The organism is Enterococcus sp. E5-162 (genome assembly GCF_035725965.1).
GTDB classification, from domain to species: Bacteria; Bacillota; Bacilli; order Lactobacillales; family Enterococcaceae; genus Enterococcus_B; species Enterococcus_B lactis.
In genome coordinates this window covers 24,516-40,525 of sequence record NZ_JAPRFV010000010.1, presented here as the reverse complement: position 1 = coordinate 40,525, position 16,010 = coordinate 24,516, and the positions used below count along the sequence as shown (strand labels likewise).

Sequence of the window (16,010 nt, the reverse complement as noted above, 5' to 3'; positions counted from 1 at the left end):
TTGAGGACAGTAATATTAAGAAATAAATTGAATGAAGAAATTGATTTGTCCACAGAAGATTATTTTGCTACTGAAATGTCGAATCTAGGTTTTGAAGTTACAAAAGAGCATATTGGACAATGGGGGAGTTTCAGAGAAATAGGAGAGAGTATTGAATTGTCTGAATTTCAATCATCAGTTATGATTTCTGTTCACGGATTTAGAGAACAACAATTATATGGTTCATTAGTTGAATTTCTGGCTAATGGACCTTTTGAACTAGAATTTTCTTTTGATTCAGAAACAATGATCAGGAAATGTAGTTTGAAATCATTATCTAAAACAGAAATTGATTCCCAAAGCTCATTGCTAACAGATACTTTGAATCTATATTTTACTTCAAGCTGGTATTCTATTAAGCGTGAAAAATTAATACAGAATTCAACTTCTCTCAATACACGTGGAAAAGTTTACTCATTTGTTCGACCATATGTCTACACCAAAAATGTATGGGAAAAGAAAGGTGTATTTAAGTTCAGTAATAATTCTGTATATTTGACAAATAGTACAGAGCGAATGTCTCCGTTAAAAATAAGGATTATTGGAGAGTGCTCAAATCCATATTGGGAAGTTATCCAAAACTCTAAAGTAGTAGCTTCAGATGGCTATTTTATTAATATGAAAGACACACAAATATTAGAAGTGTCTAGTTTGCTAGAAGACCAAACGGCAATTTTAAAAGATGTAGGTGGAGTTGAATCTTCTGTTTATCAACAACAAGATTTTACTAAATCAAACTTCGTCCAAGCGCCTCTAGGAGAATTCAGCGTTGTTTTTCATGTTGGACATGCAAATGTAGAGATTGAACTTTATGAGGAGCGTGATCTATTTTGATTTTAGCCATTACCCTCTTTCACCGAGATATGAATTTATATAACGAACGTTTAATTTCGACTGAGTTCGAATTTGGAACGGATGAAATTGGAGAAGAAGTAAGTAATTTTATTACAGATAAATATGTCCATGTAAAATCAGGAGATTTTCTACTAGCAAAATTTATTCCTAGCGGGAAGATTGCTTATTTTGGAGTGATTAGCTCGCAAGAAGACAAAAAAATAAATTGCAAAGGATTACTCAGTTTGGCCGATAGCGAGATACCGACTGTAAAAATATCAGGTGCTAATTATGAAGAGCATATTCGACGACTGATTGAATACTACTTATTGAACGATCCAACAAAACAACTAAAAAATATTTTGGAGGTAAAAACAGAAAGCGTTACTTCTCATTCTTATCAAGCTGTTGACACAAATAAGAGACGATTGAATGCATATATAATAAATGGGTTCAAAAAATATAATGTTAAATGGTATGTCAAAGAGATTAAAGGTAAAAAAATATATACTGGTATTCGAGCAGTTGATGATTCAATTTATATTAAAGATAATTCATCTGAGTTTAATGACTGGGATGTTTTTGTGCAATCTCCTGGACCAGGGAACGAGAACAAATTATTGATCGTAGATAAAGCAATGAAAGATATAGAAAATCCCTTGGTATTGTCTACGTGGTATTTAGATGACGAAAATAATCTTACGCAAGATTCAACGAATAAGAACATTGCATTGCCTACCGTTAATTTAGTAAATATATATGATCAAACTCAAGAAGATAGACCTTCTTATGAAGAGGTAGCTAAATCGGAGCTTAAAGGCAACGCCTATTCACATGAAATTAAAGTTAATGTTGTGCTAAATGCTAGAAATATCAATGTAGAAAATATCGAAACAGGAATGTTAGCGACTATTGTTTACAAAGAGCAGACTTACAAATCTGTTCTAACTGCCTGGCGAATATCCAGCAGTAAAAAGAATATAGAATTGACATTTGGTAATGTCCGAAGTCGTTTTATGGATTATTTTGAAGATAATGGGGGATAAAAAATGGTTAGCAATGTGGATGGATATCAATTTGAAAACGTGAAAGTAAGCGCAGAAAATGATGCTAGACTTTATCACGTTTTATATAATCGGAAAAATCAGGTTATTGATGGTTACGATCAGTCTATGAATTTATCTTCAAGCGGATTAACAGTAAAAGTTGGTGCAGGAGCAGCGATTATTCAAGGTCGTATGGTCGTTGTTCGACAAGAAGAAAGTATAACAGTTCCAGCAAACTCAAGTGGTTATATAGCATTAACAGTGGATTTGACACAAGAAGTTATACCTGGATCTATTCTTCCAGAATCGGAAGAATATGAATGGACTAATAATCAAGTCAAGCTAGAATTTATAACAAAAGTTATAGAAGGTAATTTAAACAATGGTGATAAGGTCTATAATTTACCACTATGCTCAGTTACTTCTACTGGATCAACTGTTTCAATCTCAAAGATATCGGATAGTTACGAGCTGACTCTCTCTAAAGGAGAAATTTTGTGGAGGGGGACTGCGTTAATGCATGATACTCAAACTGTCCAACCTTCAAAAAAAATTTGGCAGACAGTTTCAGGTTTTTTATTAGTATGGCTCCCCTACGAAAACGGGCAAGCAATTGAGGATAGATATGTAACTACACCTTTTTATAAGGAACGTGTAACTGTTACTAATGTTTTAGGAGAAATTGTTTCAGGATTTGATGACTATCACAAAAAGTGGTTTAGTAAACGAATAAACTATAATTCGAATACTAATATATTTACAGGTGCAGCAAGCAATGCAAGTGGAGATAACGCAAATATGGTGCTTAGGTATATAGTTTCTTTTTAGTTAGGAGGTATGGAAAAGTGGCAAATTTAGAAATTAAATTATCTGCAAATAAGAGACAGCCTTATCTACGTCACCGTGTTGTTGGTAGAGTTGGTGATGGGGGGCTCACAACAATCAATGTACAACTTCTTGAGGAAGATGAAATTACACCTTTTGTAATTAATCTAAACGGTACTTTGAAATTTGTGGGCGAAGTTTCAAACGGTAACTATACCGAGGGAGAACCAGAAATAATCGATTCGACTAATGGGTTAATTAGTTACACGTTCACTAAGTCAAATTTCAGCACGAGTCATCAATTCAAACAAGCATATTTTGAATATGTAGATCCTAACGGCAAAAAAGTAACTTTTCAGAACTTCATCATAGACGTGTTAGAACGAGTGGATATTAATTCGGAGCAAGCGAAATACTATATTTCTTCATTGGAAAAATTACAGAGTGAAATGCAAACCACTTTCAATCAGTTCATTAGTGATAAACAGGTCCAATACGATCAAATCTACTCGAAATATAACGAATTAGTAAGATTGATAAATGAATCAGATAAGCAAGTAAATGATCGTATTGATCAAACCAATCAGCAAATCGGCGATCTCGGCAAGCTGAAAAAGATGTACAGTAACAGCATCGACTTCGGGGACTATGATTATAGTGGAAATCCGAATTTGCTAAGTAAGTTATCATACGACTTGTTGGCAAATCAAAATGTTTCCGCTGGAACACTTTCTGAGGGTGAAAACTCGTTTAAATATACTAAGACATCTACCGAAGTAGACGGTGGAGTGGCTTTATATTATAAACAAAGAGGTATAGCTAACTGGCTACCATCTAATAAAAACCTTGTAATGACCGTTAAACTTAGAGCTGGAGTTGACTATAGTCCAGCTGACGGAAAAAAAATAATGATTAGATATAGGTATGTTGATAATGGAACTAATCAGATGCCGTTAGACTTACACGTTAACAGTGCTTCACTAACTCAGGAGTGGCAAGAGTTTAGTGTTACTGGAACTACTTCAACATTTAGCCCACAAACAAACGATCCTTGGATACAATTTTATGCTCAGGCGGGGATACTTGGGGAAATAGAAATGAGCTATGACATCAAAATCGAAGAAGGTCCAACAGCCACACCATACCAGCCAAATTTACTCGATGCGCCATATTATTTGAGTAAGGTGGCTTTGGGTGAAAATATTGCTAATCCTACAGTTAAATTCCCAATCACGCTGAGTGGGGAGGCACTCTATGCAAAAAATGCATCAGAAGATTTTGTTTTAGGTGAAACTTATACTGTGACGATAGGAGCAACTAAGCCTGCCTCACAAACGATTAGGGTTTATTTAACTCAAAAACAATTCGATGTCTTTAAACCAGTTGAGGGATTGACTGATACATGGGTCGCAACTGTCACAATAACTAAGCTAGGGGAGAACACAAAATGGGTATACCTTTCTCAAACGCCAAATACTTCTTTAGGTTCATGTACCATAAAATGGTTAAAAATTGAAAAAGGCGACACACGAACACCGAATATTAGTCAGTTTAAATACTTTGGTGAAGGATTGAAAGACAGTAACAATCCGAACGACTACAGCTGGGACATCACGCCTGAATATACTGAAAAAGGCTTGAATAATACGGTTAGTCTGACTGAACCGCAATCCATCGAAGGATTGAAAAATTTCGAAGATGGTATTCAATCAAAAGGAAAATCTGTATTGACATCAGACGACAACAAATATGAAGTCGTAACCTTAACAGTTACAAACGGGAATACCGGATCAGCAAAGCTTTATCGTGAAGGAAAAACAGTTTCTATATATTTTGTGGCTTTAAACGGAAAAAGTAGTGGCGGGAATGAGTCGGTTATTTTAACTGTTCCAGAAGGCTATCGGCCACCAATTAGTTTTGAGCAACTGGTTGGCTCGATAGACCGTTCTACTTTGAACAGTGCTCAGTTATCTATTGGTGCAGATGGAGCCATTAAATGGCGAAGAAACTCAAGTTATGGATCGGATTATACCTTTGCAATTACTTACACGATTTAGAAAGGCGTGAATCGATATGAAGGCAGCATATAGACCAATTGAACCTTACGGATTCGAGCAAATCATTGTGAATGATGAAGAACATTTACCGGAAGAATGCACAGAAGTCGAACCACCGATTCCAAATTGGAAACCGAAATTCAATTACTGGGAGGGAAATAAATGAAAAACATTTGGAAATATGGACGTACTGGCGGAGAGTACGCAGGAAAAGTATTGGACGACATGCTTGTATCCGTTCCTTACACGGATCAGCCACCACTTGAAGGGGTACGTGCTGATGGGGAACCACTAACGATTGCTGATCAGATGTTTGATCCTAAACTGAACCAATGGATTGTTTTAGCGAACACACTGGATCACAACGATTTAAACAATCTCAAAGCAATGTATGAATCGTTAGAAAATGAGAATGGCGATTTAAAACAGCTCAATGCCAAACTCATGCTAAGCGATGTAGCGATTAAACAGGAAAATACTGCATTGAAAGAAAAAGCTGACAGTTTAGCACAAATCAATTCAAAAATGATGCTTGCTTCGTTACAAAATAGCAAAGACATTTCAGAAATTAAAGAGCAACTAAATCCAGCTTCAAAGGGAGGTGAGTAGTATGTTTAGTTTTAGCGATGTGAAAATGATGTATGATTGGGGCTGTTTTACTGACGATCAAGTTCGACTATTCGTTCCACTATGCATTACAGACGAAGAAGCGGATAAAATCATTAGCAAAGAAGAGAGCGCATCTTAAGTGATGCGTTTTTATTTAAGGTAAAGGAGTTGTCACATGATTAATTTAGGAGAATGGGGAACAATCGCAGGATCAATCACTGCGATTGTTTCTTTGATTTTATTAGTAATAAGACCAGTCACTGCATCTTTCTCGAAGATTACTGAAACTCTTTCAAAAGTAAGCCACAATTTAGATTTGCTGACTAAAGATTTAGAATCGAGCAAATCAGATCGATTGATGATTCATGAAGAACTAAAGAAACACGATGAAAGATTAGATACACATGCAGAAAAATTGGTAGAACACACACAACAAATTAAAACTTTATTTAGGGAAAGGTCTCGGTAAAAAAGAAAGGAGTTAAGAAGAAATGATTTTACCCGATAAGTATTATCAAGTCATTAAATGGACAGTTTTAACAGTATTGCCAGCTTTATCTGTATTAGTAGCCACATTAGGCAAAGCATATGGATGGAATGGAACAGATATGGCAGTTCTGACTATCAATGCAGCAGCAACATTTTTAGGTGTTATCACTGGTGTGTCGGCTTATAATTTGAAAAAATAGGAGGAAACAAATGAAAAAGAAAATTACTATTACTGCGATGAGCCTATTAACGGCTCTTTTTTTATTGCCGATTAATGGGTTTGCCTATACGATTAACAATGAATTTAATTTAGGTGTAAATGAAGGTAGCTCACAAGTAGCAAATAACCAATATATTCTATTGCATGAAACAGCAAACGAAACTGCGACAGGACGCAATGAAGCGCAGTATATGCAACGTTCATGGACTAGTGCATACACTGCTTACATTGTGGGAGACGGTGGAATTGTTTATCAAGTCGGTCAACCTGGTTATGTACAGTATGGCGCTGGTTCATATGCTAATGCCAACAGTCCTGTGCAGATTGAGTTACAACACACGCACGACAAAGCAACTTTTGAAAAGAACTATAAAGCATATGTTGAATTGGCAAGAGATTCAGCAATGAAATATGGTATTCCATTAACATTAGACACGCCTTATAACCAACCAGGAATCAAATCGCATTTATGGGTAACTCAAAACATTTGGGGCGATCACACTGATCCGTATGGATACTTATCAGAAATGGGTGTAAGTAAGGAAAAACTGGCTTACGATTTAGCTCATGGATTTACAGACGAAAACCCAACGATTTCTGAGAACAAGCCTGTCATTGATCCAACCCGAGCAGGTGCAGCAAATCCAACTTTATCAGATGGAACGAACCATTCTCACATTGATCAGTTTGGAGAAATCGAAAATGCGAACTTACACGTCGCTGGATGGCACATCGCTAACTATAAATACGAGTATATTTTCATTATGGACTACAATACTGGGAAAGAATTAGCTCGAGTAAGAGCTGATGGAATTTATAGACCGGATGTAAATCAAGCTTATAATACTTCTGGAAACGTTGGTTATCATGTATCTTTCAATATGCGTAATTTTCCTAATAAGAAAGTCTATGTAATGATGCGTGCAACGAATGATCCAGAAGGGAACACTAAAGGCGGAGCACAAGATTTTCATGACAAACGTTGGTATTTGAATATTCCGAAACGATAAAAAAATAGCCCCTCGATGAGGGGTAGTACATATAGTTTTAAATATAGTTGCTAATATTGTTAGCTAATTTGTAAGCAAAAATGTTTACGAATTTAGATAGTAAAAATACAGTTTTTTCCTTATATACAGGCACTTTTACTATTGATCTACTGTCAGATATGTTAACAAAATTGTTAACAAAATTAGCTAATTTGATTGACGTTCATGAATCTAAAATGCTATAGTTGGTTTGTAAGGTATTGAGCGTAAGTTTTACTGCGCAAATTTTTTTGTACACTTTTTTATTGTTAATATTACTCAATTGGTGGAATTATATTTATGATAGGATATCATGGAACAAGTAAAGATTGTGCCACAAAAATTATTGAATCAAAAAATTTTAATATTGATAAATTTGTAATAACTGGAGATTTCAAGATTCAGGATCGTCAAAAAATGCCTAATGATTTTGGTTCAGGTATTTATATGTTCTTAAGTAATGAGCGCTATGATGGTATAAAATGCGCACGTAAATATGCTAGTGTTTTTAAAGACAGACCTTCATCGGTGTTAGAAATAAATATAAATGATGATATAAGATGTCTTGATTTCGGAGATAAAAAAAATAGTGATATATTTATAAAATTGAGAGAAAAGATATTTGAGCGTATATATTACAACTATAAAATATCTGTGAAAGAAAGTGGAAGTAAGAAAAGAGCGAATCTAGACGGTATAATTATTGAGTTTTTGATTCAGCATAAATATAAAAATGAAATAGATGCTGTTATGGGAGAAAGCTATACTCCGTATTACAACGAAGACCGCAATATTTCTAATTTTCCAAACGGAAAAGAAGTATGTTTGAGATGTAACAAATCTATATGTTGGGAATTATGTAAGGAGGTAAAATTATGACTTACAATAAAATTGTTTTAGATGAAAGTATCCTAGAATTAGATAGCTGGTTACCTCAGGAAGCAATCGATGCTTTAACAGAACTAGTTTATGATGTCGAAATAGACAGACGAGAATCAAATTTTGAAATTTTTAAGTTATCAGAAACATCACTTGAGAGTATTGATCCACTAGTAATAAAAGGAAATTCATTTATTAAGGTAGATAAAGTACAATATTCTGAAGTTAAGAAAGAATCTGAATTTGAATATGGTATAGTGACGCAGGAGGCTGCTTAATGGCTTCAATAATTTTTAAGGATTATATTATAGAAAGTTCAAATTATCGATCAAACCCAAACTTTGAAAAACCTCATGAAGAGTATGGATTAGTGATTGAAGAAGATATTAGTGCTGAAGTAGGAATAAAAGATGATAAAGGATATGTAAAAATTAAAGTTATATTAAATAAAGAAGATGATATTAAATATATAAATAATACACCTTTCTTTTTAGAAGTTGTTATAAGAGGAATATTTTCTCATGAGTTTGAAAAGGAAGAAAAATCTCAATTAAAAAGTCTTTTAGGTAGCAATGCATTAGCAATTCTGTATCCTTATCTTCGATCATATATAACATTTTTAACGGCAAACACAAATCAATTTCCAACCTACATTCTTCCAGTAGTAAATTTTGCAAAGTTGGTATCTGATGAGGAAAGAATAAGCTTCATCGGATTTGATGACTAAATAAAATAACGAAAAAACCGTATGTAATATACGGTTTTTTATTGATTAAAAATATATTTGATTGAGGTGATGTTTATTCAGTTTGTGAAAATTCAAAAGATTATCAGTCTCTAAAAAAACAACGTTATAACTCTAAATAAAAAAATAGCCCCTCAATGAGGGGCAGTACATAATTATATTGAAAACTATAAAAATCATTCGATAAAATAGTAATGTTATTGCATATCTTCACTATCACTCATAAATAGTCACACTCCAAGATATGCGATAACAGGTTTGTTGCCACACATTCTACTGGTTGATTGTTTATGGCTTTATGTGGCAACAACCTGTACCCTTAGCTCAGTTGGTTAGAGCAGACGGCTCATAACCGCCCGGTCGTAGGCTCGAGTCCTACAGGGTACATTAACGTAGCCATTTGAATCGTTGTGTGTTAGAATTTTTTGAAGAGTATTATACAAGCTAAAGCTTTTCTCCATTGCCACTCAAATGAGTGGCTTTTTTATGTATCCTTTTATGGATTAATGAAAGGATGTTTCACATAGTTATACTTCTGTATATTTGAAAAGTTTTACTTTGATTTTTAAATGGAAAGACATTTGGGTTATATTGTGAGATAATAATAAAGAAGAGTTTAAAGCGTTCCCCAAAAACCACTCCCCCATAAGTGTGTTACGCTTTAAACTCTTTTATATTTGAAGCCATTAAAAAGCATACCATATTTTTGGAAAAAAGTGAGAAAAAAGGCTTATAATTGGAGTGGTAGTTAATTAGTGACTTATTTTTGATTTTATAGCACTGATACTATAAAATATAGATATCATCATATTACACAATCTTAATACTAACTTAAAAAATATCCCTTTTATAAGTATGGTGATAAAATCCGTTCCGGGCTACCTTTTTAGGTAGCCTACTTTAATCTTTATACCTTTCTGGATCAACGAAAGTATACTTCAAATAGTCATAACGCCGATGATCGCTCCGTGCGTCTGGCACATCAGTCACGATATCAAACAAAAAATATACGTCTTTCTTCATTCTAGTTTTTGCAGCAGGGATTTTAAAGTAGTTCTTATTAGAATAGTAGAGATTGATTAATAAGCTATCTTCGATTGCTAAAAAGAAAACTTCTGAATCCCACACCTTATAAAAATCTTTGACAAATCTATTCGAAGGATCAAATTTAAACCATAATTGCGTCTCATTAAAAAGCATAGCCATTACTCCGATCTATTTTTAAACTTAGTTTCTACCTCTAATATATATCGAGTTTTTATTTTGCCTTCAGATAATACTGTTTCTTTTTTCGCAGTTACAGGTTGGTTATTTTCGGAAAAAGCTAATATAGCTAAGATTGAAACATCCATCTGGAATTTATCTTTTTTGCTGCTTTGCTCATAAAAGTCTGCATATTCGTCACTGATATTTTTTCTAATAAATTCTTCCATCATAAAAATCACCTCAAAACGATTATACGAACTTACGTTCTTGTTGTAAAGCGATATTTGAGGGGCAAAAAGGGGGCAAAAATGCGTTTACCTTTGATATATCTCAGATTGAACATAGTGTTTATTTTATGTCGGTATTGTTGATTTATAGCTGTTTTGAGGGTGTTAGATACATAATAGAATATAGTGGTTTTGTTTACGTGCATTACACGGAAAAGCTGCTCGTATCAAAGAAATTAGAAGATAAACACGGAAAACTTCCTTGGAAATCTGAAATTTGTGAAAAGTCCTTGTATATCAAGGGCTTTTTCTTTTTTCTCTATCACAGTTTCAAGCCATTTTTGGCTGGTTTGGTTCATTTTTCACCCATATTCCCCTAAATTGTCCTAGATTGTCCGATATTGACTATCAGTGTCGTCAAAATAGGGCAAAATTTAGTAGTCAGCTTGACGACAAATATAATACGAAAAATACCAAAACATTTACCGAATTTAGCAACTTTTGAACCCGAGTTACTAAAAAGGCTGACTTTTTTCAAAAAAGACAAAACATGTACTTTTCTACTAAAAAGTTGATGTGATAGGTTTCTATCTAAACAATTCTTAGGAGTTTTTATCGTGAAGCAAGATGATGGACGAATCGTATGGAAAAATTTGAGTGACCTCAAGCTAATTTTGCTAATCAATCAATTCATCGAAAAACACGGAATAAAATCTAGTCGTCAGTACCAGAAAAAATTATCAGAGAATCCAAATTCTGCACCAAGTATGTGGTTTATTAATCAAAAATATGGATCATGGGAAAATTTATTGGTTAGTATTGGTCTGGAGAATACAGAATATGGGAAATGGTCAAAAATATCAGAAAAAAAATTATTGGAAATAGTAGAGTCCTTTATTGTGGCTGAGAAAATAACTTCTCAGCGTAAATATGAACAAAAATCAGTGGGAAAAGATGTTCCTCCATTAAGTACATTGAAAAAGAGGTTTGGAGATGTAAAACCTCTATTCAGAAAGAAAATAGAGAAACCTTCACTTACTGATTTTGAACTGATGCTTGAACTAAGAAATGAAATAATCCGACTAAAATTACAGGATGATTTATCAATGACAAAATTTCGGAAACTTGTCCAATCCTCGAAACTTCCGTCAGTTGATACAATTATGAAAAGAACAAATAAAAATTGGGAGGAATTGATGGCAGAAATAGGATTTGATTATCGAAGAATCAAAATCTATAAACAAAGAAATAACTTATCTCAAACAAAGAAAACTAAATAGTAATACGAGAGATTAGACGTTCAAAACTAAAAATTTGAACGTCTTTTTTTATTTCTCAAAAACGAAAGGAGATTTTATTTTATGAAAAAGCCGAGATTTAAAAATTGGCGATTATTTGCGACTTTAGCTCTGTTGAGTCAAACAATTGGCGGAGCAATTGCTCCTACGGTTGCTTTGGCCGATGAAATTACTCATCCGCAAACAGTGACTGTGCATAGTGATCAGTCTCATCTTTATTCTGTTGAGGGAACTTTTAATGATGGTCGAACATTATCTGAGGTAACGGTCCCTCACTATGCTATCTATAATGGGGAGAAACAAGATATTTTCTGTATTGAACCAGGAGTTCCAATTTATAATGAATTCACTCCAGGGTATGAGAAAAATCCATTGCCTGATATGTCGGAGAAAGCGAAATTAGTTTCAGTGTTATGGAAAAATGCCGGTACAGACACTGATACACAAATGGTTGCTCAAAAGATGATTTGGCAAGAAGTGAATGGCTATACTCTTCACTCAATCAAACGATCAGATGGTAGTGCCGTAAATATCGCAGCCATTGAAGCAAAAATTAATCAAGCTATCGCCGATTATCAGAAGAAACCAAGCTTCCATAATAGCACAGCTAAAACTGTGTTAGGTCAATCGACTACTGTAATAACGGATACTAATAATTTGAACTTATCAGAGTTCGATGAAGTTGTGGAAAATACTGCAAATATTGATTATCGTGTCAACGGCAATCAATTGGTAATCACCCCAAATGCCAATTCTAATGAAAATGGTGTGCTGACGCTTAAGAAATCTGCTGGAACGGGGACACCGGTAGCTTACAAAATGGCTGGCCAACAAACTTTAATGGCCGGGGCAATTGATAAACCGAATACTTACACGATCAAAATTGATGTGGAAACTAAGGGTTCTTTAAAGATTAAAAAAGTCGATAAAGAATCAGGTGAAGTTGTACCAGGAACGGTTTTCCATTTAGACTTTGGAAAAACTTTACCTGCAAAAGACGTGACTACCGATAAAGAAGGCATTGCGACATTGGATGGGATTACTCATGGTACAAAGGTAACCATTACTGAAAAATCGGTGCCAGCGCCTTATACGATTGATACCACACCCATGACTGCCACGATTAAAGCAGGCGAAACCATTTCCGTGACTTCAAAAAATACGCGAGAAAAAGGTCAAATTCTGTTGGATAAAACCGGAGTTGAAACAGGGACTGACCTTTGGAATGACAATTACTCCTTAGCGGGAAATACGTTTGCGATTCGCAAAGATAGTCCAACCGGTGAAATTGTTCAAGAAATGACCACGGATGAAAAAGGCCATGCGGAAACACCAAAAGAGATTGCCAATGCGTTGGAATTGGGAACTTACTACGTGACCGAAACCAAAGCATCTAATGGTTTCGTGAATACTTTCAAACCCGTAAAAGTTGAATTGAAGTATGCCAATCAGACGGTGGACCTTGTGACCAGTAACATAAAAGGGCAAAATCAAGAAATCACTGGTGAAACCACTTTGACAAAAGAAGACAAAGATGCCGGTAATGAAACCCAAGGGAAAGCGGAGTTTAAAGGAGCTGAATATACTCTCTTTACTGCAAAAGATGGTCAAGCTGTTAAATGGGGTGAGGCTTTTAAACCAGAACTAGTGAAAGGAACGAAAGCTTCTGATGAAACAGTGACTTTGACTTTAGATGAAAAGAATCAAGTTGCGGTTAAACACTTAGCCATCAACGAGTATTACTGGCAAGAAACCAAAGCACCTGAAGGATATACTTTGGATGAAACGAAGTATCCTGTTTCCATCAAAAAGGTGGATGATAGCGAAAAAAATGCTGTGATTACCCGAGATGTTACGGCAAAAGAACAAGTGATTCGCTTTGGCTTTGATTTCTTCAAGTTCGTCGGATCAGCTACGGGAACTGCCGAAACTGGCTTCAATGATTTAACTTTTAAACTAACACCATTAGAAGGGACTAGTGAAATTACTGGAGCTGAAGATGAAGCAATCACAGCTTATAACGAGCAACTAGGTTTTGATGGCTATGGCAAGTTTGAAAATCTTCCTTATGGGGATTATTTACTTGAAGAAGTAGAAGCACCAGAAGGATTTCAAAAGATTATGCCATTAGAAATCCATTCTATTTTTAAAGAAAATAAAGAGGATTACACCAAGAGTGAGTATGTCTTTACCATTACCGAACAAGGCCAAAAACAACCAATTAAGACGGTGACCGTTCCTTACGAGAAACTGACGAACAAAGAATTCTTTGTTAGTTTGAATCGTTTAATGCTCTATGATTTGCCTGAGGAAGAAGATAGTCTAACTTCTCTTGCGACCTGGAAAGACGGAGGCAAAGAATTGACTACCCTTGATTCTACCGATCTAGTTGATAAATTGAGTTACAATCTTCATGAAATCAAAGAAGACTGGTATGTGGTAGCACAAGCCATTGATGTAGAAGCGACAAAAGCTGCTCAAGAAAAAGATGAAAAAGCCAAACCAGTGGTAATTGCCGAAACAACGGCTACCTTGGCGAACAAAGAGAAAACAGGAACTTGGGAAATTCTGCATAAATTAACCGCCGAACAAGTTTTGGATAAAACCATCGTCTTGTTCAACTATGTGTATGAAAACAAGGAAGCCTTTGAAGCTGGCGATGAGCCTGTAGCGAAGGATGCTAGTTTGACTAACCAAGCCCAAACTGTTAATTGTACGGTGGAACGCCATGTTTCCATCCAAACAAAAGCCCACCTAGAAGACGGTTCTCAGACCTTTACTCATGGTGACGTGGTGGATATGTTTGATGATGTATCCATTACTCATGATGTACTGGATGGCTCAAAAGAAGCTTTCGAAACAATTCTGTATGCACTACTACCAGATGGTACGAACAAAGAGATTTGGAAATCTGGCAAGATTGATTACGAAGTGAATGATAAAGAATTTACCAAAACCGTGCTTGCAGAAAAAGTGGATACAAGTAGATATCCAGAAGGCACAAGTTTTACCTTCAAAGAAATTAACTATGACAAAGATGGAAACATCAATGGAAAACACAATGAAGATTTGAAAGAAAAATCCCAAACCTTAACTCCCAAAAAAGTTCCGACCACACCAAGTACGCCAGAAACACCAGAAACACCAGAAACACCAACTGTTCCAAGTGGCTCTCAAGAATCTAGTTCTATAGTGAAGGCATTCCCACAAACGGGGGAGAAAAGTTCCAATGTATTACTGTTCATTGGCTTTACCTTAATCTTTTCGACGGCTGGCTATTATTTCTGGAATCGCCGAAACTAAGGTGATGTGATGAAACAACTAAATAGGAAAAACCAACGTGCGCGACCGCCTCCTAAAAAAGTGGTTGCGCTATTTTTGTATCCAAAACTAACAATGAAAAGAGGAAAAGAAGATGGAATTGAAATTTGTTGTGCCAGATATGGCCGAAACCTTTGGAAAGATAAGTTATGCCGGAGAAGGGGAAGTTTTAACAGAAGGATATGGTCGGAATACTACGGTGGCTGGCCGCAGTTATCATTTGTATTCCAGTAAACAACGAGCCGATGATATTGAAGTGGTGGTAGCTGCGGAAGCCGGCGAAAAGGATTTTGACCAAGACCAACCACTAAAAGCCGTGAATCCCCATTTGGTAGCCAAAGGCTATGAGATTGAGAATCGTGGGTTTACTGATTACGTGTTGTATGTCGATGATTTAGTGAAAGCATAGGAGGAAAAGAAGATGAGATTAACAGAAGGTATTGTCGTAGATTCAGGATTAACGTTTGGGAAGTTGCGCTTTTCTGCATTACGTCGAGAAGTATGGAAACAAAACGAGGATGGAACGGTTAGTAACGAGGTAAAAGAACGAACCTATAATTTGAAATCCTCCGCGCAAGGTCGAATGATTCAAGTTAGTATTCCGGCAAATGTGCCCCTACGCGAGTTTGCTTATGATGCAGAGGTAGAGCTGGTCAATCCAATCGTGGATACCGTTGCCAATTATGTTTTTCGAGAAGGAACCACCGTTAATTGGTTCATTAAGGCAGATGATTTAGTCTTGAAACGGCAACCGAATCAAGGAAACTCTACAAACCAAAATGAAGGAAAGAAATAGGTGAAGCGTATGGAAATTAATGTCGAACATATTTTAGATTGTCTCGATCAATATGGAAAAGGCGAGCTAACCGAGGAACAACTTACGAAAGCATTAACCTATGATGAAAAAATGTTTCTGATTATGCATCAAGGGTTACTGGATGTAGGTAACGATGCCAAAGAAGACTTTGATGTACTGGATTGGTTAGGGGAGGAAGAGTCCTTCTTTATGGTTGTCGAAGTAAATGAAAACTTATGTCGGCAGGCGAAATCTGTCTTGGAAGAAATCGGTGTGGAGATGACGGATGCCATTGAAAGCTTTTTAACACAATTGGTTGAAGCGAAACAACTTCCCATCGCAGTAAATGACTAGCATAACTTTTTGAAATTGCCCAATAAAATCCTATTGG

20 protein-coding genes and 1 tRNA gene are annotated in these 16,010 nt (G+C 35.5%); 19 read left to right on the top strand and 2 right to left on the bottom strand.

Features of this window, described 5'->3' with window-relative positions:
• From OZZ83_RS10455 to OZZ83_RS10390, 14 genes are all read left to right on the top strand, one after another.
• Window positions 1-873 carry a phage distal tail protein domain-containing protein gene (locus OZZ83_RS10455; RefSeq protein WP_002342059.1) on the top strand — a complete coding sequence of 291 codons (873 nt, stop codon included), beginning with the start codon at window positions 1-3 and terminating at the stop codon, window positions 871-873.
• A complete protein-coding gene (locus tag OZZ83_RS10450) occupies window positions 870-1,919 on the top strand; it encodes a hypothetical protein (protein ID WP_071244211.1) in 1,050 nt (349 codons plus the stop codon). The genes OZZ83_RS10455 and OZZ83_RS10450 overlap by 4 nt, the downstream gene beginning before the upstream one ends.
• Before the next feature lie 3 nt (window positions 1,920-1,922).
• Window positions 1,923-2,747, top strand: coding sequence for a hypothetical protein (locus OZZ83_RS10445; RefSeq protein WP_240388954.1), 825 nt, complete (start codon window positions 1,923-1,925; stop codon window positions 2,745-2,747).
• 17 nt (window positions 2,748-2,764) lie between these two features.
• Complete coding sequence (locus OZZ83_RS10440) at window positions 2,765-4,801, top strand: BppU family phage baseplate upper protein (protein WP_325066060.1); 2,037 nt, start codon at window positions 2,765-2,767, stop codon at window positions 4,799-4,801.
• Window positions 4,802-4,817: 16 nt separating this feature from the next.
• Window positions 4,818-4,967 (top strand): hypothetical protein, encoded by a 150-nt coding sequence (locus OZZ83_RS10435; protein WP_002290627.1) that lies wholly within the window; start codon window positions 4,818-4,820, stop codon window positions 4,965-4,967.
• Entirely contained in the window at window positions 4,964-5,410 is a 447-nt protein-coding gene (locus tag OZZ83_RS10430; RefSeq protein WP_108144930.1) for a hypothetical protein, read from the top strand. Before OZZ83_RS10435 ends, OZZ83_RS10430 begins: the two co-directional genes overlap by 4 nt.
• Before the next feature lies 1 nt (window position 5,411).
• Window positions 5,412-5,549 (top strand): XkdX family protein, encoded by a 138-nt coding sequence (locus OZZ83_RS10425; RefSeq protein WP_002290625.1) that lies wholly within the window; start codon window positions 5,412-5,414, stop codon window positions 5,547-5,549.
• A gap of 36 nt (window positions 5,550-5,585) precedes the next feature.
• Window positions 5,586-5,879, top strand: coding sequence for a hypothetical protein (locus tag OZZ83_RS10420; RefSeq protein WP_002306392.1), 294 nt, complete (start codon window positions 5,586-5,588; stop codon window positions 5,877-5,879).
• 22 nt (window positions 5,880-5,901) lie between these two features.
• On the top strand, window positions 5,902-6,099 hold the full coding sequence (locus OZZ83_RS10415) for a phage holin (protein ID WP_014386998.1): 198 nt from the start codon (window positions 5,902-5,904) through the stop codon (window positions 6,097-6,099).
• A gap of 10 nt (window positions 6,100-6,109) precedes the next feature.
• Window positions 6,110-7,129: a peptidoglycan recognition protein family protein gene (locus tag OZZ83_RS10410; protein ID WP_278014535.1), complete on the top strand. Its 1,020-nt coding sequence runs from the start codon at window positions 6,110-6,112 to the stop codon at window positions 7,127-7,129.
• Window positions 7,130-7,447: 318 nt separating this feature from the next.
• On the top strand, window positions 7,448-8,026 hold the full coding sequence (locus tag OZZ83_RS10405) for a hypothetical protein (RefSeq protein WP_278023432.1): 579 nt from the start codon (window positions 7,448-7,450) through the stop codon (window positions 8,024-8,026).
• Entirely contained in the window at window positions 8,023-8,304 is a 282-nt protein-coding gene (locus OZZ83_RS10400; protein ID WP_002334687.1) for a hypothetical protein, read from the top strand. Before OZZ83_RS10405 ends, OZZ83_RS10400 begins: the two co-directional genes overlap by 4 nt.
• On the top strand, window positions 8,304-8,753 hold the full coding sequence (locus tag OZZ83_RS10395; protein WP_002334686.1) for a protein-export chaperone SecB: 450 nt from the start codon (window positions 8,304-8,306) through the stop codon (window positions 8,751-8,753). The genes OZZ83_RS10400 and OZZ83_RS10395 overlap by 1 nt, the downstream gene beginning before the upstream one ends.
• 331 nt (window positions 8,754-9,084) lie before the next feature.
• Window positions 9,085-9,158 (top strand) — tRNA-Ile (locus tag OZZ83_RS10390).
• Between the two features lie 513 nt (window positions 9,159-9,671).
• On the opposite strand, the gene OZZ83_RS10385 is transcribed toward OZZ83_RS10390, so the two are convergent.
• A complete protein-coding gene (locus OZZ83_RS10385) occupies window positions 9,672-9,971 on the bottom strand; it encodes a DUF5960 family protein (protein WP_113783928.1) in 300 nt (99 codons plus the stop codon).
• A gap of 5 nt (window positions 9,972-9,976) precedes the next feature.
• Entirely contained in the window at window positions 9,977-10,207 is a 231-nt protein-coding gene (locus OZZ83_RS10380) for a hypothetical protein (RefSeq protein ID WP_002337499.1), read from the bottom strand.
• Between the two features lie 614 nt (window positions 10,208-10,821).
• Between OZZ83_RS10380 and OZZ83_RS10375 the strand changes: the two genes are divergently transcribed.
• The 5 genes from OZZ83_RS10375 (at window position 10,822) to OZZ83_RS10355 (ending at window position 15,973) form a co-directional block, all read left to right on the top strand.
• A complete protein-coding gene (locus OZZ83_RS10375; protein ID WP_278023775.1) occupies window positions 10,822-11,484 on the top strand; it encodes a hypothetical protein in 663 nt (220 codons plus the stop codon).
• A gap of 81 nt (window positions 11,485-11,565) precedes the next feature.
• Window positions 11,566-14,805 carry a fibrinogen-binding MSCRAMM adhesin Fss3 gene (gene fss3, locus OZZ83_RS10370; RefSeq protein ID WP_325066059.1) on the top strand — a complete coding sequence of 1,080 codons (3,240 nt, stop codon included), beginning with the start codon at window positions 11,566-11,568 and terminating at the stop codon, window positions 14,803-14,805.
• Between the two features lie 112 nt (window positions 14,806-14,917).
• The gene (locus tag OZZ83_RS10365; protein WP_104670681.1) at window positions 14,918-15,232 is read left to right on the top strand and encodes a YdcP family protein; all 315 of its coding nucleotides are present in this window, start codon (window positions 14,918-14,920) and stop codon (window positions 15,230-15,232) included.
• 12 nt (window positions 15,233-15,244) lie between these two features.
• Complete coding sequence (locus OZZ83_RS10360) at window positions 15,245-15,619, top strand: YdcP family protein (protein ID WP_104670682.1); 375 nt, start codon at window positions 15,245-15,247, stop codon at window positions 15,617-15,619.
• Window positions 15,620-15,973, top strand: coding sequence for a type II toxin-antitoxin system RelB/DinJ family antitoxin (locus OZZ83_RS10355; protein ID WP_104670683.1), 354 nt, complete (start codon window positions 15,620-15,622; stop codon window positions 15,971-15,973).
• Window positions 15,974-16,010: the final 37 nt, after the last annotated feature.

Coding starts and splice junctions, on each gene's coding strand:
- OZZ83_RS10445 (WP_240388954.1), top strand. CDS start 1,923: ATGGTTAGCAATGTGGATGGATATCAATTTGAAAACGTGAAAGTAAGC.
- OZZ83_RS10435 (WP_002290627.1), top strand. CDS start 4,818: ATGAAGGCAGCATATAGACCAATTGAACCTTACGGATTCGAGCAAATC.
- OZZ83_RS10430 (WP_108144930.1), top strand. CDS start 4,964: ATGAAAAACATTTGGAAATATGGACGTACTGGCGGAGAGTACGCAGGA.
- OZZ83_RS10425 (WP_002290625.1), top strand. CDS start 5,412: ATGTTTAGTTTTAGCGATGTGAAAATGATGTATGATTGGGGCTGTTTT.
- OZZ83_RS10420 (WP_002306392.1), top strand. CDS start 5,586: ATGATTAATTTAGGAGAATGGGGAACAATCGCAGGATCAATCACTGCG.
- OZZ83_RS10415 (WP_014386998.1), top strand. CDS start 5,902: ATGATTTTACCCGATAAGTATTATCAAGTCATTAAATGGACAGTTTTA.
- OZZ83_RS10410 (WP_278014535.1), top strand. CDS start 6,110: ATGAAAAAGAAAATTACTATTACTGCGATGAGCCTATTAACGGCTCTT.
- OZZ83_RS10405 (WP_278023432.1), top strand. CDS start 7,448: ATGATAGGATATCATGGAACAAGTAAAGATTGTGCCACAAAAATTATT.
- OZZ83_RS10400 (WP_002334687.1), top strand. CDS start 8,023: ATGACTTACAATAAAATTGTTTTAGATGAAAGTATCCTAGAATTAGAT.
- OZZ83_RS10395 (WP_002334686.1), top strand. CDS start 8,304: ATGGCTTCAATAATTTTTAAGGATTATATTATAGAAAGTTCAAATTAT.
- OZZ83_RS10385 (WP_113783928.1), bottom strand. CDS start 9,971: ATGCTTTTTAATGAGACGCAATTATGGTTTAAATTTGATCCTTCGAAT.
- OZZ83_RS10380 (WP_002337499.1), bottom strand. CDS start 10,207: ATGATGGAAGAATTTATTAGAAAAAATATCAGTGACGAATATGCAGAC.
- fss3 (WP_325066059.1), top strand. CDS start 11,566: ATGAAAAAGCCGAGATTTAAAAATTGGCGATTATTTGCGACTTTAGCT.
- OZZ83_RS10365 (WP_104670681.1), top strand. CDS start 14,918: ATGGAATTGAAATTTGTTGTGCCAGATATGGCCGAAACCTTTGGAAAG.
- OZZ83_RS10360 (WP_104670682.1), top strand. CDS start 15,245: ATGAGATTAACAGAAGGTATTGTCGTAGATTCAGGATTAACGTTTGGG.